Origin of the sequence: Paenibacillus sepulcri, from assembly GCF_042647105.1 — a bacterium.
In the GTDB taxonomy this organism is placed as follows: domain Bacteria; phylum Bacillota; class Bacilli; order Paenibacillales; family Paenibacillaceae; genus Paenibacillus_Z; species Paenibacillus_Z sepulcri.
Map to the genome: position 1 here is coordinate 1,203,693 of NZ_JBHRUP010000001.1, position 19,655 is coordinate 1,223,347.

Annotated in this window: 20 protein-coding genes and 1 riboswitch; all 20 genes read right to left on the minus strand. The window is 51.5% G+C overall.

Annotation, left to right across the window (positions count from 1 at the left end; translation table 11 throughout):
- Window positions 1-146: 146 nt before the first annotated feature.
- On the minus strand, window positions 147-1,604 hold the full coding sequence (locus ACFOLF_RS05510; protein ID WP_210041597.1) for an ATP-binding protein: 1,458 nt from the start codon (window positions 1,602-1,604) through the stop codon (window positions 147-149).
- Between the two features lie 3 nt (window positions 1,605-1,607).
- A complete protein-coding gene (locus ACFOLF_RS05515) occupies window positions 1,608-2,324 on the minus strand; it encodes a response regulator transcription factor (RefSeq protein WP_210041599.1) in 717 nt (238 codons plus the stop codon).
- Window positions 2,325-2,351: 27 nt separating this feature from the next.
- On the minus strand, window positions 2,352-3,617 hold the full coding sequence (gene ccsB / locus ACFOLF_RS05520) for a c-type cytochrome biogenesis protein CcsB (protein WP_210041607.1): 1,266 nt from the start codon (window positions 3,615-3,617) through the stop codon (window positions 2,352-2,354).
- Window positions 3,614-5,281, minus strand: coding sequence for a cytochrome c biogenesis protein ResB (gene resB / locus ACFOLF_RS05525; protein WP_379114573.1), 1,668 nt, complete (start codon window positions 5,279-5,281; stop codon window positions 3,614-3,616). The genes ccsB and resB overlap by 4 nt, the downstream gene beginning before the upstream one ends.
- 19 nt (window positions 5,282-5,300) lie before the next feature.
- Window positions 5,301-5,828, minus strand: a complete 528-nt coding sequence (locus ACFOLF_RS05530; protein ID WP_210041611.1) for a redoxin domain-containing protein — start codon at window positions 5,826-5,828, stop codon at window positions 5,301-5,303.
- Window positions 5,829-5,946: 118 nt separating this feature from the next.
- A complete protein-coding gene (locus tag ACFOLF_RS05535; protein WP_210041613.1) occupies window positions 5,947-6,687 on the minus strand; it encodes a pseudouridine synthase in 741 nt (246 codons plus the stop codon).
- A 135-nt stretch (window positions 6,688-6,822) separates the two neighbouring features.
- The gene (locus tag ACFOLF_RS05540; RefSeq protein WP_379114571.1) at window positions 6,823-7,356 is read right to left on the minus strand and encodes a spore maturation protein; all 534 of its coding nucleotides are present in this window, start codon (window positions 7,354-7,356) and stop codon (window positions 6,823-6,825) included.
- On the minus strand, window positions 7,349-8,056 hold the full coding sequence (locus ACFOLF_RS05545; RefSeq protein ID WP_210041615.1) for a nucleoside recognition domain-containing protein: 708 nt from the start codon (window positions 8,054-8,056) through the stop codon (window positions 7,349-7,351). Before ACFOLF_RS05545 ends, ACFOLF_RS05540 begins: the two co-directional genes overlap by 8 nt.
- A complete protein-coding gene (locus ACFOLF_RS05550) occupies window positions 8,050-9,267 on the minus strand; it encodes a D-alanyl-D-alanine carboxypeptidase family protein (protein WP_210041617.1) in 1,218 nt (405 codons plus the stop codon). The genes ACFOLF_RS05545 and ACFOLF_RS05550 overlap by 7 nt, the downstream gene beginning before the upstream one ends.
- A gap of 480 nt (window positions 9,268-9,747) precedes the next feature.
- Window positions 9,748-10,245, minus strand: coding sequence for a GerW family sporulation protein (ytfJ, locus tag ACFOLF_RS05555; protein ID WP_210041626.1), 498 nt, complete (start codon window positions 10,243-10,245; stop codon window positions 9,748-9,750).
- Window positions 10,246-10,338: 93 nt separating this feature from the next.
- The gene (locus ACFOLF_RS05560; RefSeq protein ID WP_210041633.1) at window positions 10,339-11,034 is read right to left on the minus strand and encodes a DUF2953 domain-containing protein; all 696 of its coding nucleotides are present in this window, start codon (window positions 11,032-11,034) and stop codon (window positions 10,339-10,341) included.
- Window positions 11,035-11,099: 65 nt separating this feature from the next.
- Window positions 11,100-11,720 (minus strand): SMC-Scp complex subunit ScpB, encoded by a 621-nt coding sequence (gene scpB, locus ACFOLF_RS05565; RefSeq protein ID WP_210041642.1) that lies wholly within the window; start codon window positions 11,718-11,720, stop codon window positions 11,100-11,102.
- Window positions 11,689-12,468, minus strand: coding sequence for a segregation and condensation protein A (locus ACFOLF_RS05570; RefSeq protein ID WP_210041650.1), 780 nt, complete (start codon window positions 12,466-12,468; stop codon window positions 11,689-11,691). Before ACFOLF_RS05570 ends, scpB begins: the two co-directional genes overlap by 32 nt.
- A 17-nt stretch (window positions 12,469-12,485) precedes the next feature.
- Window positions 12,486-12,959 (minus strand): 6,7-dimethyl-8-ribityllumazine synthase, encoded by a 474-nt coding sequence (gene ribH, locus ACFOLF_RS05575; RefSeq protein ID WP_210041652.1) that lies wholly within the window; start codon window positions 12,957-12,959, stop codon window positions 12,486-12,488.
- A gap of 54 nt (window positions 12,960-13,013) precedes the next feature.
- Window positions 13,014-14,255: a bifunctional 3,4-dihydroxy-2-butanone-4-phosphate synthase/GTP cyclohydrolase II gene (locus tag ACFOLF_RS05580; RefSeq protein WP_210041654.1), complete on the minus strand. Its 1,242-nt coding sequence runs from the start codon at window positions 14,253-14,255 to the stop codon at window positions 13,014-13,016.
- 36 nt (window positions 14,256-14,291) lie between these two features.
- On the minus strand, window positions 14,292-14,987 hold the full coding sequence (gene ribE / locus ACFOLF_RS05585; protein ID WP_210041656.1) for a riboflavin synthase: 696 nt from the start codon (window positions 14,985-14,987) through the stop codon (window positions 14,292-14,294).
- Between the two features lie 33 nt (window positions 14,988-15,020).
- A complete protein-coding gene (gene ribD / locus ACFOLF_RS05590; protein WP_379114569.1) occupies window positions 15,021-16,118 on the minus strand; it encodes a bifunctional diaminohydroxyphosphoribosylaminopyrimidine deaminase/5-amino-6-(5-phosphoribosylamino)uracil reductase RibD in 1,098 nt (365 codons plus the stop codon).
- Between the two features lie 175 nt (window positions 16,119-16,293).
- Window positions 16,294-16,492, minus strand: a riboswitch (FMN riboswitch).
- A 254-nt stretch (window positions 16,493-16,746) separates the two neighbouring features.
- Complete coding sequence (locus ACFOLF_RS05595; RefSeq protein WP_210041658.1) at window positions 16,747-17,094, minus strand: hypothetical protein; 348 nt, start codon at window positions 17,092-17,094, stop codon at window positions 16,747-16,749.
- 165 nt (window positions 17,095-17,259) lie between these two features.
- The gene (locus ACFOLF_RS05600) at window positions 17,260-17,691 is read right to left on the minus strand and encodes a peptidylprolyl isomerase (protein ID WP_210041668.1); all 432 of its coding nucleotides are present in this window, start codon (window positions 17,689-17,691) and stop codon (window positions 17,260-17,262) included.
- A 503-nt stretch (window positions 17,692-18,194) separates the two neighbouring features.
- Window positions 18,195-19,526, minus strand: coding sequence for a diaminopimelate decarboxylase (gene lysA, locus ACFOLF_RS05605; protein ID WP_210041670.1), 1,332 nt, complete (start codon window positions 19,524-19,526; stop codon window positions 18,195-18,197).
- Window positions 19,527-19,655 lie beyond the last annotated feature (129 nt).

Sequence of the window (19,655 nt, forward strand, 5' to 3'; positions counted from 1 at the left end):
TTCTTCTTGGCGGGGTACAACAGTTTAAAACATTCTCTGACAAAAGCGCTCCTTCGCGGGGGCGTTTTTTTTGATGTTTCACGAACAACAAGATTAGTCGGCCTGCTTCAACAAAAAAAGCACCCCTGTCAGGAGTGCCTTGTCAATTATGTTATTCCTTCGACAGGAAGCAGCAGCGTAAAGGTGGTGCCTTCTCCAACAACGCTTTCGACATCAATTCGTCCGTGATGGGAGTCGACGATGTTCTTCACAATCGCAAGTCCAAGTCCGGTACCTCCCGAGGATGCTCCGCGCGTGCGCGCTTTGTCGGCTTTATAGAAGCGCTCGAAGATATAAGGCAGATCATCCGCAGATATCCCCTGCCCCTCATCCTGTATCTTCAGCTCGACAAAGCTCTTGCGGTCCTTCGTAACATAGCGGGCCGCCAGCTTGATCTGAGCCCCGCCCGGAGTATGGCGAAGCGCATTGTCGAGAAGATTGGTCAGCACCTGCTCCAGCCGGTCCTCGTCCGCTCCACGAATTGTCAGTCCCGTTCCCGGAGGAAGCTCGCTCTGCAGCGTAATGCCCTGTTCCTTGGCATAAACCTGAAATTTGCGATGAACACGCTTGACCAATCCTTCGAGATCAACCTGCTCATTTTTCATCTCGATGTGACCGGCCTCCATTCTGGCCAGATCCAGTAGATCCTTGACCAGCCTGCTCATTCGCAAGGACTCGTCATGAATTACCTGAACCAGCTCCATCCGTTCCTCGGGCGAAGCGGCGATATCATCAATCAGCGCTTCGCTGTATCCCTGCAGCATGGACAGCGGAGTCCGGATTTCATGCGACACATTAGCGACAAAGTCACGGCGAAGCTTCTCCAGCTTCGATTCCTCTGTCACGTTCCGCATTACAGCCACCGCGCCGCGTACAGAGTCATTGGATTTGAGCGGCGCCATTACGACTGACCAAACGCCGCTCTGCACATGAATCTTATCCGTCAAATCTCTGCCTTCGCGCAGCACACGCTTGTACAGCTCCGAGATGGGACCCGGCACCGGGATACCGGGACGTATTCGAGGGGCTGAGCCTGAGGAAGTATCATCCTCATTCCAGATCAGACTGCTCCAATTCTCGATTACATGCTGTCCGCCGGGATTGGCCAGAATCACTTGTCCCTGTGCATCCAACGTAATAACGGCATCTGCCATACTCCTGAGCACGCTTGAGAGATGCTCCTTCTCGTGGTTCAAATCCCGGATTAGCGTATCCAGATCTGCTGCCATGTGATTAAAGGTATTGGCCAGATCCCCGATTTCATCCGAAGAGCGGATTGGAACGCGTGTGCGGTATTCCCCCTGCGAAATAAGATCGGCCGCTTTCTTCAGCTGCAGCAGAGGTTGGGTAATCTTCGTGGATAGGAAAAAAGCAAAAAAAGTTGAAAGCAGGAAGCCGATTATCGCGGTATACACGAACAGCACTTTAACATGATGCGAGCTGCCCGGATCAAACGTAATGTCGATATACTGAAGGAGGAACATCCCCAGAATGAGCAGGACGACGGCGACCAGGCCGATGATGGTAATCCAGAGCTTGCCGACGACGCTTCGCAATAGCTTCATCGATTATTTGGAAACCTCAAGCTTGTATCCTACGCCCCATACCGTTGTAATCATCGAAGCAGCTTCCGGCGATACCTTGTTAAGCTTCTCGCGGAGGCGCTTCACATGCGTATCAACGGTGCGCAGGTCGCCGAAAAATTCATAATTCCAGACGTCCTTGAGCAGCTCCTCGCGGGAGAACACCTTATCTGGCGACGTTGCCAGATAATGAAGAAGCTCATACTCCTTGGGAGTCAGGCTTACTTCCTGGCCGCCTGCCATGACCCGATGAGCGTCATGCTCGATAATCAGGTGAGGAAATACGATATTGTTGGTTGTGATGGTTTCCTTCGTCAGGAACGCTGTCGCGGACGAGCGGCGCAGAATTGCTTTGACCCGATAGATCACCTCGCGCGGACTAAAAGGCTTGACCACATAATCGTCAGCCCCCACCTCGAATCCCTGAACCCGGTTCATTTCCTCGCCTTTAGCCGTCAGCATAATAACAGGCGTCGCCTTCACCTGACGCAGCCTTGTACATACCTCTATGCCATCGATGCCGGGCAGCATGACATCCAGCAGAATCAAGTCAAAGTCGCTGGCTGTCGCCAAGCGCAGAGCGCTCTCCCCGTCCTCTGCCTCCTCGATGGAATACCCCTCTTTTTCCAAATACATTTTGAGCAAACGACGGATCCGTTCTTCGTCATCCACGACCAGAATGCGATGCAGTTCTTCGGACATCCGAATCAGACTCCTCTCATGATAGGTTTAATCGACGCCTGCATAGGAATGCAGACCAACCAGAACAAGATTAACTCCCACCAGCGTGAACATGACCACGATAAAGCCGATAACCCCCAGCCAGGCGGATTTGGAGCCATGCCAGCCGCGCGACAGGCGCAAATGCAGAAAAGCGGTATAATACAGCCAGGTAATAAGCGCCCATACCTCTTTGGGATCCCAGCCCCAGAAGCGGGACCAGGCCTCATATGCCCAGATCATCGCGAATACGAGCGCCCCTAGCGTAAAGATCGGATAGCCGATCGCTATCGCCCTGTAACTGATTTCGTCAAGATCATCAGGGTCTATAGCCCGGGTCAGCGGGTGGATAACAGCGGCAATCGGCTTGCGGATCACAAGCCGGATCAAGCCATAGAGGATGAGACCGGCAATGATCGCCCAAACGATCGTGTTCAGCTTGCGGGCCGCATCTACCCCTTGCATCCAATGCGGCGTTTCAAACAGGCCGTCCTTCATGCCAAGGAAGGAATCCATGGAAGTGACCTGGCTATTGTACGGCTTGAAAATTGGTGGTGTGGTATACGTAACATCCTCGACTTTTGAGCTTTCGACACCCGCATCGCTGATGCTGACCGTTTCCTGGGTGAAAGTCGCTTCATATCCGGCTGCCCGAAAGGCAAATACCGATACCAGAAATCCGATCAGAACGATTCCGACGAACATTACCAGCTCAATCCAGCGCTGCGACCGGCGCGCACTCGCTCCGGTTTCCTTGAAATCAACCGTACGCAGCAGATACATCAGCGACAGCGCAAAGCCGACTCCGAAGAAGGCTTCCCCCAGCGCCGCTGTTGTGACGTGGATTTTCAGCCAGTAGGAGTTGAGCGCGGGAATAAGCGGCTGAACTTCCTGTGGAAATACGGAAGCGTAAGCGACGATAAAAACTACAAGCGGAAGTGTAAACACCCCGATAAGCGGCTTTCGGTAAATCGCGTACACTACAATGAAAGCAAACATGACGGCCATGGCGAGGAAAGTCATGAACTCATACATATTGCTTGTCGGGATATGTCCTCCTCCGATCCACCTCGTAATAAAGAACGTCAGGTGCGAGATAAACCCAAGCAGCGATACGACAAAGGAGATGCGCCCCCAGCGGCGGATATGCGCCTTGGGATCGCGATTGCTGAATTTCGCTCCTGCAACCGTGATGATATAGAAGATAAACCCGAAGCAGTATAAGAAAAATGCGACCAGAAAAATGTCGCTGCTGAAAGTAAGTAGTGAACTCACGTTGTGTTCCCCCCGTTATCTAGCGACTTTGGCTCCACGACGATGCCGGCACTGCCAAGTGCGGCCGCGACGTCGGCACGCATGCCGTAATTGTTCTTGTTTGTGTGAGCGCCGAGCAGCAGCCGGTTCGCGTCGGCGCGAAGCCAAATGCGGCGATGCTGCCAATAGGAGCCGATCAGCAAACCAAACATGGATATTCCCGCCCCCGTCCATATGAACGGCATGGCCCGGTCAGTACGGATGTTAAGGGTGGTAATGATACCGGCAAATGTTACATTTTCCATTGATCCAACCTTGATTTCAAACTGCTCGCCGATTTTACCGTTTATGACATCCTGACTGAAGGTTTGCTTATCCACTTCTTTCGGAAAGTACATGTATGGCTCGCCGGTCGCCGGCAAATTCGGTCCCTTGATCAGAAAAACAAAAGCCGGCGCGTTGGGCTCGGACGACTTGGTTCCCGGCTGCCCGTTCTTGTCCAGCGTAAAATCCATATAGGTCTGCTTCAACTGCAGCGTATAGGGACCGAGCTTATACTCAAGCTCCGGATTGCGCATCTCCAGATTGAACGGCCCATAGGTTTGACCGGTTGCTTTGTCTACAAGCACCGGTTTGACCGCTTTGAGCTTGGGTGTGTCGTCAAAACCGAACTGATAGGCTTTGAGTCCTTTATACGAGAGCGGATCATTCACGATGATATTGTGCCGGTTGACCTCTTTAAGCTTGGGGCCGGCAGCGGGATCATCGCAATCCGCCGTACAGGTATAGAGAACGGCTTGCGTCTCATACAGCTTGGCTCTTGCCGTCCCTTTCAGCGCGTCGGGCAGCTCGGCGTCCGTATAATAGTCAAGCGTGAATTTCTCGTTCTTGATGTAGTAGCTCGTATCGGGAATCTGCACCGTCTCCCCTTCAGGAACGGTCACATAGGAGTCCATGGCCCAGCCCGGTAGCGAACGCAGCAGCACGGCAAGGAGGAATACAATCAGACCGATATGATTAATGTATGGCCCCCATCGGCTGAATCTATTCTTCTCCGCCAGCAAAGCCGTTCCCTCGCGGGTTACGCGATAGCGCTTGCGCTTCAGCTTCTCGCCGATCTGGGCGGTCAGCTTCTCCGCGTCTTCCTCCTGAAGCTGCGTCTCAAATACCGTACGCTGCCGGGTGAGAAACTGCGGATGCTTGCGGATCTGCTGCTTGTTAAGCGCCCTGTAGAGCGGCAGCACACGGTCCAAACTGCAGATGACCAGGGATGTTCCGATCATCACCAGCAGCCCGATAAACCACCACGACTCGTAAGTGTTGGAAAATCCCAGCTTATAATACCACTTCCCGATCCACCCGTAACGATCCTCGTAATATGTAGTGGGGTCAAAGGAAATAAAGGCATTCTCCTGTGTGAAAATCGTTCCGATCATCGCGGCGATCAGCGTAATCACAATCAAGCGAACGGCAATCTTCACGGAAGAGAAGAAACTCCATACCTTGTCGATGACGGATTGATTGCTCTTCTGGGATCGGCGCGCTATTCCGTCGTACCGCATTTCAAGGGGCGTATCAATGTCTACTTCCTTGCCATCCAGCGGTTTGCCGCAGCTCTCACAGAGTACGGTCCCGACTGGATTCTGATGTCCGCATTCGCATTTTGTATTTTCAAATTCCAACAAGAAAAAAGACCTCCCTCGGTCAGGACTGAAGCAGTTTCGTGACGCGCTCATCAATGTCCTTTTCCGTCATCGGCCCGACGAAAATGTCCATAATCGTTCCGTTCGGTTTGATAAAAAAAGTTGTCGGATACGATTTCAAACCATATTGGCGCTCCACTTTGCGATTCTCATCCTGTACTATCGTGTAGCTTACTCCGTACTGTTTGATGAAATTATTAACCGTCAATTTGTCTTCGCCCAAATTAATCCCGATAATCTCAAAGGGCTTGTCTCCCTGCTGCTCGTACTGCTTCTGAAGATCCGGCGTTTCCGTTACGCACCCCGGACAGAAGGTTCCCCAGAAATTAACCACAAGCGCTTTACCCTTGTAATCTGAGAGCCTGTGCGTCTTGCCGTCGATGCCCAGAAGGGCAAAGCTCGGCGGTTTATCTCCTTTACGCGGCAGACCGTCGCTTGAAGCGAACAGAGCATTGCCGATCGCATAGCCGCCCAGCAGCAGCACAGCAAGAAAGATAGTAATTTGTATGGCTCTGCGGTTTGATTTCATGCGTATTATTCACCGCCCTATGCATAAAAAGTATAGTCCCGACAAGCTAATCACAGTTCGCTTTCGTGTCATATTGATTATAACGAAAACCGACGGCAATTGAGATTGCCGCCGCTCGTTATTTTTGAATTTTATGTGTCTTGACAGCAGATTTTAGCAGGAGTTCAACTTCCTTGGGTGTTAAATGACGATACTTCCCTCTTTTTAGTCCAAGCAGACTAAGTTCTCCGAATTTGATTCTGCGCAGCAGAATCACCGGATGGGAGATCGCGTCGAACATACGCCTTACCTGGCGGTTGCGGCCTTCATAAATCGTAATGGATATCGTAGACTGGTTCTTCTCCGTATCCACATCATGATACTCTACCTCGGCGGGAGCCGTCATTCCGTCCTCGAGCATGACGCCGTTCTGCAGCTTCTCCAGCAAGCTGCCGTGAGGCACGCCCTTCACGGTTGCCCAATAGGTCTTGGGCACATGATGGCTGGGATGGGTAAGCAGATTGGCAAACTCCCCGTCGTTCGTCAGAAGCAGAAGCCCTTCCGTATCATAATCCAGTCTTCCGACCGGATATACCCGTTCCGTTATGCCATGCAGAAAGTCGGATACGATCGTGCGTCCCTGCGGATCGCTTGCGCTCGTAATGACCCCCTTAGGCTTGTTAAGAACCAGATAAAGCTTTTTCTCGCTCTTAATAGGCTTGCCTTTTACTGTAATGATATCCACGGCCGGGTCTGCTTTCACCCCTAGCGTTGTAACAGGCTCGCCATTGACTTCAACCTGTCCGGATAAGATAAGCTCTTCGCATTTGCGCCGTGAAGCCACGCCCGCATGCGCCAAAATTTTCTGTAAACGTTCCAATGCTTTCACCTCATCCTTCATAATACCCTAAAAGCGGCAGCAAAGGAAAGGTTGATCAAAGAAGCCCGTCAAGGGAGGCTGCCGTCTCTTTGGAAGGAGATCATGCAGCCCCTTAACGGGCTTTGAGCGATTGTTTCATCCAAATACATATAAACAGATGATAATAGCAGCTATAAAGCCGACCAGATCGGAGAAAAGCCCAACCTTCAGGGCATAGCGGCTGCGGCGGATGCCGATCGCTCCGAAATAAACAGTAAGCACGTACAAGGTCGTATCCGTGCTCCCTTGAATCGTCGAGGCCATGCGTCCTATCATCGAATCGGGTCCGAAGGTTTTGATCAGCTCCGCAGTAAAAGCGAGCGAGCCCGCTCCGGTCAGAGGCCTGAGCAGGCCCAGGGGGAGCACTTCACTGGGTACGCCCAGCTGATCAAGCAGGGGACTGATCAAAGAAGCGAGCATATCCATCGCTCCCGAAGCCCGGAACATGCTGATGGCAACCATCATCCCCACCAGATGAGGAATAATGTTGACGGCTGTGCCGAAGCCGTCTTTGGCACCTTCCAGAAACGTCTCGTAGACTGGAATTCTGCGAAAGGCGGCGTACAGCGGAATAAATACGATAATAAAAGGGATCATCCAGGCCGATATCACCGTTATCCATTCATACAAGAACCTCACCCTTTCCGCTGCCAACGCTTCCGTTAGGCGGACCGCCGTCATGAGCAATGAACTCACGAGGTTCCTTTACAGGCGAATCAATATGACCTCCGTCCTTGTCCGTCCATTTCGGCGGCTTAGCGCGGCTTCTGTACCAGCGGTCAGCTGCGATGGCAGCTACGGTGGCCACCAGTGTTGCAGCCAGGGTAGTCCCGACAATTTCGGCCGGATGCGCCGAGCCATAGGTCATCCGGATAGCAATCAGGGTAGTGGGCACCAGTGTGATACTGGAAGTATTGAGCGCGAGCAGTGTGCACATGGCGGGCGTTGCCGTTTCCTTGTCGGGATTCAGCTTCTGCAGCTCCTGCATGGCTTTGATGCCCATGGGCGTGGCCGCATTGCCGAGTCCCAGAATATTGGCGCTCATATTGCTCATAATGTAGCCGAGCGCCGGATGCCCTTTGGGGACATCCGGAAACAGGAAGCGCACCACGGGCTGCAGCAGCGAGGCCATTTTGCGGAGGAGACCGGCGTCTTCGGCAATCCGCATCAATCCCAGCCACAGCACCATGACGCTGATTAAGCCGAAACTGACCGATACCCCGTTCTTGGCCCCCTCGAAGGCCGCCTCCGTCAGGGCCTCCATACGACCATTAATGACCGCGGCAACAAAGCTGATCGCAATAAAAAATAACCAGATCCAGTTTACCATCCTGCCCTCTCCTTCCCTCCAAATAACATAGAGAGTGTCAGTTTCAACGCACTGCCAAAAGAATGCATTGCCGGCTTCGCGGCAGTGGGATCGGCATCTCTCTCGTCCGCAGGTGTCCGTTCCGGCTGCTGAGTTTGCTGAATTCGACTGCTCTTTGGTTCATATACAGGAGTAGAGCCGATTTTCACATCCCCCATATACCAATCAATTTTCCCCCGCTCGCCGAGCAAGTACTCGGTCTTCTTGGAATCGGTCAGCACCAGCTTGGAGCGAAGCTGCTCCTTCTCCCCCTCCGCAAACGGATAAAGCATTGTGCGTCCTACGGACAAGGGATAGCCATTAACCGCCTGTCCCTTGTGGGTGATCTCGGCGAGCGGATAGTTGGCAAAGCCCCAATCCAGCAGCTTCTGGTGATCAAGCCAATCATTGCCGTCGTTCAACGTCACAACGGCCAGCTGCTGGCCTTCTCTTGTCGCCGAGCTGACCAGACAGCGTAACGCCTGTTTGGTGTAGCCGGTTTTCACGCCATCCGCCCCATCATACATCGTGAGCATTTTATTTTTGTTTTTCCATGTATAATCCCATTCATCATTTGGATTGGGAGCCGTTTTCACTTTGGTTTTCACAATCTCTTTGAAGGTCGGATTCTTCAGCGCATAAGCGGTCAGCTTGGCCATATCATTGGCCGTTGAATAATGACCTTCGATATCAAGTCCATGCGGGTTCATAAATTGTGAATTCGTCATCCCCAGCATCTGTGCCTTATCGTTCATCATGTGGACGAAGCCTTCCTCGGAGCCGCCTACATGCTCGGCAATCGCCGTTGCCACATCATTGCCGGAGCGCAGCATCAAACCGTAAAGCATATTCTGCAAGCTCATTTCCTCGCCCAGCTTCAAATAAATCGATGAGCCTTCCCTGCCTGCCGCCCGCTTGCTTGTTTTCACCATATCCGAGAGCTTGCCATGCTCAATGGCCACAATGGCCGTCATGATTTTGGTCAGGCTGGCGATTTTCATCTGTTCATCACCCTGGGAGGTGTATAGAAGACGCCCGGATTCCACATCGATGAGAGCGGCAGCTTTCGCATGTGTCGTAATCGGCTCCGGAGCGTCGGCATATGCAGCAAGCGGGACACCGATACCAGTGATCCCTGAACATGCAAGGGTTACAATCCCCGTAAGACCAATCAATAAACGGACAAGCCTCATACGCTTCCTCCTAAAGAGTTTTTGGTGGTCTTCATTGAATAACCACCCTTGAATATCAAAAACTCACTTCGTAAGCTTAAACTTAGAGTTTTTGGTGGTCTTCATTGAATAACCACCCTTGAATACCAAAAACTCACTTCGTAAGCTTAAACTTAGAGTTTTTGGTGGTCTTCATTGAATAACCACCTTGAATACCAAAAACTCGCTACGTAAGCTTAAACTTAGAGTTTTTGGTGGTCTTCATCGAATAACCACCCTTGAATACCAAAAACTCGCTTCATTGTGACTCAGCCACTGCTTTTAAGCATATGTAATCTCTGATGAATGGGTCTTGTACTATTATATGAACAAGCTGTCTGGTTATGCCCTTTGTCCTGTTGACCGGACCAGCACGTAAAAAAAGAAACCGCCGGGGATGAACGGTTTCTATAGGCGCTATCCGTTTACGAGCTCCAAAGCCCGTTAAGACGCGGAGTCTTTTTAGATATATTTTCCTTCGGTTCGGTCGTGCCGGTCAATATGAAGCGATGAATCGCGATCGCGATCACGATCACGATCAATATCCAGATCGTCCCGCTGGAACATGCTTTGAATTTTCTCAAACACCTTCGGAGCTGAGTCAATGACACGCTCCATAAGATGAGTCTGGTTATCAAGAGGTACAATACGGACGCCATGGACGCCTACCACCAGAAAAGCGATAGGAGTGATGGATACGCCGCCGCCGCTGCCGCCTCCGAAGGGAAGCGACACGGATGCCGAATGTCCTTCATGCTGCTTGGAATGGTGCTCGGTCTCATGATCAAACCGGATATCACTGCCGCCTGCCACAAAACCAAAGCCTACCTTGGATATCGGCATAATAACACTTCCGTCCGGAGTCTGGACGGGATCGCCAACGATGGTATTTACATCCACCATTTCTTTAATATTTTCCATTGCGGTTTGCATTAAGCCTTGAATCGGATGGTCTGCCACTGGGTTATCCTCCTTAAGATCAATCATATCGTCAAATCCCAACCTGCACATTGCAGTCTTTAGCGTTCCCCCAAGCCGCATCCTTTATGTGATTCAGGCACGCATTAAAATACGCTGCCAACCAACCAGACCCTTGGGAATTCCCTTGACCTTCTTCAGGCGGTACATCAATACGATAGTGGCATAAATCGCGTAACCAAGACGGATTCTTGCTTTAAACCGGCCTTCTGTTGCAAAATAAATCTGATTGTATAGAGGCTGTACCGTGAGCACAGGATCATGAGTCAAGCGGATAAGCTGAGATAACAGGCCAATCGACGTTGTTTTGGCCGACCAGATGAACCCGGTTACCATGGCCGTCCATACCGCATCGCCAGTACCCACTGCCGTATGCCATTTCCATTCGGTTACATGAATATGTCCGAGGGTCCGCCTGGCCCACCCGAACAGATCTCTGGTTTGGCCCAGTATCTGTATAACGGTTTGAAAAGACTTCATAGCCGTTTGTGAATCCAAATGATCGGTAGATGATTGCTGTTTGCTTCCACCAAGATTCTCCGCGGCCGCTTCTTTTTTCACTTCCAGACCTTTTTCTTTCTTCCGTATATCGGATAGCTTCCAGTGGTAATGAACCAATCCCATAAGTGCGCGAATCTGCAGCTCAGCCTGATCATCCTGACCGATCCGCTTCACATGACCACGAATCACGACAGGCGAAAGTGCAGCGGCTAACAAGAGCAAAAAAAAGAGACCTGCCGCGATCATCCATCCGAGCGGGTACCCTAGCATGGGCTTCTTTCCCCCGTTTCCCTATAATTGGTCGGATATAGTATGACCTAACGGACAAATCTCATTCATGCTTCATCATCATGTGCTGCATCAGGCACTTCATCAATCGTAATCTGACGGTTCTCCAGCTTGTCGAACAGCAGCTGCGTTTGCTCGTCCAGCGAATCATCATCGACCTCCGCCGGCTCGGGCAGCGCATCCAGACTGGCTAATCCGAAATAATCCAGGAATGATTTGGTCGTCCCGTACAGAATCGGCCGTCCAATCGCTTCCGCACGACCCACGCCTTCAATCAGATCTTTGACAACCAGCGTATGCAGGGCCCGATCACTCTTGACGCCGCGAATTTCTTCGATATCCACGCGTGTAATCGGCTGCCGGTATGCCACAATGGACAAGGTTTCCAGCGCCGCCTGCGACAGGCTTGATCTTGTCGGCGTATAGGCCATCCGCTCAAAATAGGAGGAATGGGCCGGGTTTGTCGTCAATCTGAACGCGCCGGCAACGAATGACATCTGGATACCGCGTTTTTTCTGCTTTAATTCCTTCATCAAATCCTTGGCGATATCGGAGGCTACCGTTGCATCCAGCTCTAAAATATCCGCCAGCTGCTTGACGCTCAAGCCTTCGTCTCCAGCCATAAACAGCAGGCCTTCAATAATCGATTTCAACTTCGAGAATTCCACTTTCTACTGCTTCTCCTCTCCAATGAACGACTATATCGTCAAATAATTGATGCTGAAAACATGTAACCTGCTTCATCTTCATCAGTTCCAGAATGGCCAGAAAGGTAACGACAATTTCATGGCGGCCCATCTCCTCGCGAATCAGCTTGGAGAAGCGGATGGTCTCATGCTCGCGCAGCAGGTCCATAATATCACGGATGCGGTCCTTCACCGAGATCTCGTCCCGGTGAATAGTCGACACCATATTCCGTCTGACCGCTTTGCGCAGCGCCTTCTGGAACGCTTTGATCAGGTCTCCGACATGCAGCCCTTCTATGGGGTTAACCGGCTCAGCCTTCATGAACGGCGTCAGATCCTCCGGCTCCTTCGTATACAGAAGGCTCCGCTCGAATTCCTGCTCCCGCAGCTGCTCCGCAATTTGCTTGAATTTCCTGTATTCCACCAGCTTCGCAATCAATTCGTCATGAGGGTCCAGACCATCGTCTTCCCACATGTCGTAATCATCCTCGATAACCGGCGGCTTCGGAAGCAGCTGTCTGCTTTTGATGGACAACAAGGTAGCCGCCATAACGAGAAATTCGCTCGTAACTTCCAGCTCCAGCTCCTGCATTGCACTTAAGTAATCCATATATTGATCCGTAATTTCACTGATGGATACCTCGTGAATGTCAATCTCTGCTTTATCGATCAGATGAAGCAGCAGATCAAGCGGACCTTCGAACGCTTCCAGTTTGTATGTTACCGTCATGACGGCCAAGCCCCTCCTTACCCTTGCAGCTGTCTGGTCAGGTTAGCCATCTCAATGGCCGTTACCGCCGCTTCCCATCCTTTATTGCCCGCTTTCGTACCCGCGCGCTCAATAGCCTGCTCGATCGTGTCCACAGTAAGAACGCCAAAGATTGTCGGGACGCCGGTTTTCAGCGCTACAGCCGAGACTCCCTTGGCTGCCTCATTGCATACATAATCAAAATGAGGAGTCGATCCGCGTATTACCGCGCCAAGGGTTATGACGGCGTCGTATTTTCCGCTCTCTGCCATCTTCTGGGCGATCAGCGGGATTTCAAATGCGCCTGGAACCCATGCCACTTCCACATTGGCATCATCCGTGCCATGACGCTTGAAAGCGTCAAGCGCGCCGCCAAGCAGCTTGCTGGAAATAAATTCATTGAACCGTCCAACGACGACTCCAAAGCGTTGACCTTCATTTACAATTAAATGTCCTTCATATATATGCGGCATTTTGATGTCATCCTTCCATAATTGGGTTTGTCTTTGCCTCTATAAGGCAAGAAATTAAATTTCAAATTCCAGCAAATGGCCCAGCTTTTCCTTCTTGGTGTGGAGATATTTCTCATTGTTCTTATTGGATACCATTTGAATCGGAACACGTTCAACCACTTCTATTCCATAACCTTCAAGCCCTTTAATTTTGCGTGGGTTGTTGGTTAACAGACGCATTTTGCGAATGCCCAGATCTTTCAGGATTTGAGCGCCAATGCCGTATTCCCGCAAATCGGGAGCGAAGCCCAATTTAATATTCGCGTCAACCGTGTCGAATCCCTGCTCCTGCAGCTCATAGGCCTTTAATTTGTTGATCAGACCGATTCCACGGCCCTCCTGACGCATATAAAGCAGGACGCCGGAGCCGGCTTCCTCAATCTGGCGGAGCGCCGCTTCAAGCTGCGGACCGCAGTCGCAGCGGTGGGAATGGAACACATCGCCGGTCAGACACTCCGAGTGGACACGAACCAGTGTCGGCTTGTCGGGATCGATCTCGCCTTTAACAAGGGCCACATGCTCCTTGTTGTCCACCTCATTCGTATAGGCTACAGCGCGGAATACACCAAAATCAGTCGGCAGATTGACATCAACCGCACGCTCGATAAGCTTTTCCTTCTCGTTGCGGTAATGTATCAAATTCTGGATGGTGATCAGCTTCAGGTTATGCTTGTTTTTGAATTCCACCAGGTCGGGCAGCCGGGCCATGGTGCCATCCTCTTTAATGATTTCACAGATCACCGCAGCGGGTGCGGAACCGCACATCCGGGCCAGGTCGATAGCGGCTTCCGTGTGCCCGGTACGGCGCAGGACGCCGCCTTTTTTGGCTATGAGCGGGAAGATATGGCCCGGGCGGCGGAAATCGGCGGCTTTGGTATTCGGATTCATCAAAGCCTTGACCGTCTGTGAGCGCTCGCCTGCGGAAATGCCTGTCGATGTGGATATATAGTCAACGGATACGGTGAAGGCTGTACCGTGATAATCCGTATTATGCGTGACCATCGGCGGCAGCTCCAGCTCCTCGGCACGCTCCTGGGTGATGGGCACACAGACAAGGCCGCGGGCTTCAGAAATCATAAAATTAATGATTTCCGGCGTTGCTTTATCAGCCAGCGCAATCAGATCGCCTTCATTCTCGCGGTCTTCGTCATCCACAACGATAACCGCTTTGCCCAGAATAAGATCATAAATCGCGGCTTCGATGCTGTCAAATACTTCGTCTTCCTTTAAATACGAATTCTGCTGCTCTTCTGTCATGCTGGTATCCTCCTTTATCGTCTAGGTGTCGGTCGTTTAATAAAAGCCATTGTCAGCCAAAAACGCGGCAGTAATCCCTCTGGAGCCGGCCGCCTGCTTGCCGCCGCCTGCGCCGTTAGCTGCTCCCTCTTTAGCTCCGCCTTTGAAGTGGAGCAGGTGGTCCACATATTTGCCCAGTACATCGCATTCGATATTGATGCTGCTGCCCGCCTGTTTCAGCTGCAGAGCCGTCGCGCGAAGCGTGTGGGGAATAATCGAGACTGTGAAAGCAATGGAATCCACATCGACCACCGTCAGGCTGATACCGTCAACAGTGATCGAGCCTTGCGGAATTACATACCTCATCAAGTCGCTGTCATGCGGCCGAATCGTAAAAACAACCGCGTTTGCATCCGTTGTCCGGGTAGCAATGGTTCCTGTCCCATCCACATGTCCCTGAACAATATGGCCGCCGTAGCGTCCCCCTGCTTTCATAGCCCGCTCCAGATTGACCTTGTCGCCTGGCCGTGTGTCCTTCAGGTTGGTATGGCGAAAGGTTTGCGGCATCACATCTGCCGTGAAAGTTGAACCCGACAGCTCCGTTACCGTCAGGCAAACGCCATTTACGCTGATGCTGTCACCAATCGCCGCATCCTCCAGCACGCGGGCAGCTTCGATCGTCATCATCATCGCTTCCCCCTGCTTATAGCTTCGCTTCAGGGCGCCAATTTCCTCAATCAGACCTGTAAACATACTCACACCTCCCTTGCAATTTCTTCATCCTTGTTAATCTGCTTCCGGCAGATGCTTGTAATCCGGATAACCTGTCAGGCAGAGATCGCTGCCGATACGTTCAAAAGTCAGCTCAGACAGTTCAATCGCCTCGCTCATTTTTTCAAATCCGCCAAACGTGAAAGCTTCGGGGGATGAGGCGCCGCCTATCAGCTTCGGCGCAACGAAGAGGATAATCTTATCGATAAGCCCAACTTCCAGCATAGAGCCGTTCAGCACGCCTCCGCCTTCGAGCAGAATGGAAGCAATCTCAAGCTCGCCGAGTTTGTGCATCGCCATGCGCAAATCAACTCTATCGCCCGACCCGCAGTTGAGCACCTCTACCCCATGTGCCTCAAGCTCAGCTCTTCTCCCGGTATCAGCGCCCTCGACAGTCAGCACAATGACGCGGGAGGTACGGTCCTTTACAAGCCTTGCCTTTGCTGACAGGCGAAGCCTGGAGTCGACTACAATGCGGATTGGGTGAAGAGCCGGAACGCTCAGCCGCGTCGTTAATTCAGGATCGTCCGCGATTGCCGTCTGCACCCCGATCATGATCGCCATATTCTGATGCCTTAAGGTGTGTACAAGCGCACGCGATTCCGGCCCGCTTACATACCGGCTGTCGCCCGTCCTGGCGGCGATTTTCCCGTCCAGCGTCATCGCTGTTTTCATCGTTACGTAAGGCAGCCTCTTGGTAATGAATTTATTGAAGGCTTCATTCATACGACGCGATTCTTCACCCAGCAGTCCGACTTCAACGGCGATCCCTTCTTCCCGAAGACGGGCAACACCGCGGCCTGCAACCAAGGGATTGGGATCCAGACAAGCGACCACCACCCGGGAAGCCTTTGCTTCGATGATCCGTTCACAGCAGGGCGGGGTCCTCCCATGATGACTGCATGGCTCAAGGGTTACATAAACGGTGGACCCTTCCGCATTTTCTCCAGCCATTGCAAGCGCATGTACCTCGGCATGGCCTTCCCCCCGCTTGAGGTGGGCGCCAAGACCGGCAATACGGCCGCCATTCACCACGACACAGCCGACAACCGGATTAATGCCGGTTTGCCCTTTCGCTTTAGCAGCCATGTCCAGGGCCAGCTTCATGTACATTTCGTCATTCAGCACCTCAATGGAAATAAAAAATCACCCCTATGCAGGCAAGCTGCCAACGGGGTGATGGTTTGAAAATCTTGAAAAAGACGGATCAAAGGCACATTCAAACAAACCAGTCATCTTTGTGAAAAAAAGAACAAAGAAGACAAGAAATGAAAATGAGCTTTGCAAACGTCCCCTTCTCCCATCCAGACTGTACTGTCGGTCCCGGATTTACACCAGGTCCACCGTTTCACTGCCGAATCCTCACCAGGAGAACCGATATTATGCGAAACGGGTCACGGACTGACAAAGCCGGAAATTGGGTAAACCCTCATTCACATGCTTTGATCACCGCCGGTTGGGAATTTCACCCGACCCCGAAGGTAGTTGCAAATATTTGATGTTGCTTAATCCTACCAAACAAATGGATTAACTTGATTGAAATAGTACCACTTGAAAATGAAAAAAGCAAGGATTTTCATCCTTGCCTCAGTCATTAGCCTAATAGGCTTGCTCTTTGAATTTTAATTTAATTATCAGGTTTGTTTCATTTTGTCTTAAGGTAGGGCCGCTATACTTCTAAATAACGACCCCCCATTCATATAGATTGACTTGACCCGCTCATGCCAAGCGGGTCCTTTTTTTATTTCTTGTAGCCCGGCATGGTGTAGTCCTGATTGGTCAATTTAGGCAGTATCTTCATGGATTCAATATGCTTTTTCGTCTCCAGCGTGCCGATTTGATAAATATATGCGTACAAATCTCTAATATCTTCGCTGAACTGCTCTTCCGATTTATCATGATCCGCGGATTTAAACGGAATGATTGCCCGCAGCGATGTGATATCGTCCGTATATTTTTCCTTGTCCAGCTTATGCTGAAGCTGAGCAAGCTCGTCCTCGCTCGCCTGAACGGTTAATTGGTCCGTTCCGGTCAATTCCGTTTCAATCGTTCCTGAAGTGATGGACACATAATAGGTTTGAGGCAACATATGGACCCCTCCTCTCGATTCGCAGCATTCCGGCCGTGACGGTCGGCGAAAACGGTAATATTAGCTGCGTTAAAGGTTATTAAACGAGTCCTCGCCCTGCGAAACAAACAACCCGTGCAGGCATGAACGCCTGCACGGGTTGTTTGTTTTACCGATATAATAATTTTAAACTTCAACGACTTCCACTTTTTGCATTTTGTCGCGGCCTTTAAAGCCATCCACATGCTCCATGCCCTCGGTTACTTTGCCGAAAACCGTATGCTCTCCGTCCAGATGAGGCTGCGGCTGAAACACGATGTAGAACTGGCTTCCCCCTGTGTTGCGGCCTGCATGGGCCATGGCAAGCGCTCCGCGCTCATGCTTGTTCGGGTTGATCTCACAATCGATCTGGTAGCCGGGACCGCCATTGCCGATACCGTTCGGACATCCGCCTTGTGCGACAAAGCCAGGAATGACACGATGGAATACAAGACCGTTATAAAAGCCGTCATTTGCCAGCTTCTCAAAGTTTGCTACCGTATTGGGCGCATCCTTTTCGAACAGGTCGATTTTTACCTCTGCGCCGTTTTCCATGGTGATTTTTGCTTGTTTTGCCAATTTGATCATTTCCTTTCTGGAATTAAAATAACATCCCCCTAAATCCCCCTTCGCCAAGGGGGACCCCAGGGCGCTCCGCCCCTGGACCCCGGATGGAACGTAACTGCTGCGGGGCCGTCTTCGATGAAACTTCAGCGGTAGGATCGTTTACGTCCGCTTACGCGGACACACTTGATTTTTTCCGCATTTAAGACACTTTTTGCCCGTGATGCCTGCTGCTTTCGCCGCTTTCCCATAACCGCCTGCTGCTTGCCGCGTCCTGCCTTCCGTCCGGAAGCTGACCTTTAGAGATCCGTTCGGCTTGCGCCAAACGTTAAAGCCACCATCGGGACACCAAACATGTTGCGTTAAACGTTTGCGGTATTGCAAAGCAGAAAGCTGAAAGCTGTTTTGCATCTGACTTTTGATATTATAGCATGAACCTATGGGTATACAAAGCATGTCCCCCACAGAAAATCCATCAGCTGTGGGGGACATGGGTGACAACGGGATAATTCAGCGCTTTATTTGGCAGCGGATTGCTGCAGCATGCGGGCCGGGATGACGTCGTTGCCGATAATATCGTCCATCGACTCGCGTTTGACCACAACATCTGCCTGGCCGTCTTTGACAAATACGACTGCCGGACGGCGAATCCGGTTGTAGTTGCTCGCCATGGCGTAGTTGTAGGCTCCTGTACAGGAGACAGCGAGCAGATCGCCGATTTCCGCTTTTGGCAGCTCCAGATCCAGAATAAGCTTGTCGCCGCTCTCGCAGCATTTGCCGGCAACGGTTACGGTTTCTACAACCGGATCGTTGGCGCGGTTGGCGAGCATAGCTTCGTATTTGGATTCATAAAGAGCAGGACGCGGATTGTCGGTCATCCCGCCGTCAACAGCAATATATTTGCGGACTCCCGGGATTTCTTTGCTTGTCCCGATCGTGTACAAGGTCGTTCCCGCATCGCCTACCATGCTTCTGCCTGGCTCGACCCAGATCTCCGGAAGCGGATAGCTGGCTGCCGAGAAGTTGGATTTGATGGAATCCGTAATAGCCTTCACATATTGAGAAATCGGGAGCGGTGTGTCGACCTCGGTGTAGCGGATGCCAATGCCCCCGCCAAGGTTAATGACGCGGAATGTGATTTTCAACTCATCGCGTACTTTAACGGCAAAACCGGCTACTTTGTCGACCGCCATCTGGAAGCCTTCGACTTCAAAAATTTGCGAGCCGATATGGGAATGTACGCCCAGCAGCTCAAGATTAGCCAGCGAAGCCGTTTCTTCAATAGCGCGATAAGCGGAGCCATTGCCCAGATCGAAGCCGAATTTGGAATCGGTTTGACCTGTTGAGATGTAATCATGCGTATGGGCCTCAACACCCGGCGTGATGCGCAGAAGCACATTGACTTTTTTGCCTTTGTCGCCAGCCAATGCGTTCAGCAGAGCAAGCTCGATGAAATTGTCCACAACAAAACAGCCGATATTGGCGTCAAGCGCCATGTTGATTTCCTCCGGAGTCTTGTTGTTGCCGTGGAAATGAATGCGTCCAGCCGGGAATCCCGCTTTGATAGCGGTGTACAGCTCGCCGTCCGATACGACATCAAGGGAAAGATCCTCCTGCTCCGCAATCGCGCACATGGCCATAACGCTGAATGCTTTACTGGCGTAGGCTACCTGAAATTTCAGGCCCGATGCCCGGAAGGACTCGACATATTCGCGGGCACGCTGGCGAACAAGCGCCTCATCGACGATATATAACGGTGTTCCGAACTGCTTCGCGAGATCTGCGGTATCGCAGCCGCCAATCTCCAAATGTCCCTGCGGGTTGATTTTACTGGTTCCGTGTAAGTACATGTATTTCCCTCCGTGTTCTCCAATTATTCGAATTGGCTGGTTTGCACCATTTAACACGAGTATACCCGATTCCCCCGCTGACCGAAATGGATAAATACGCATTAGATTTGTATTCTTTGCAAAATAGAA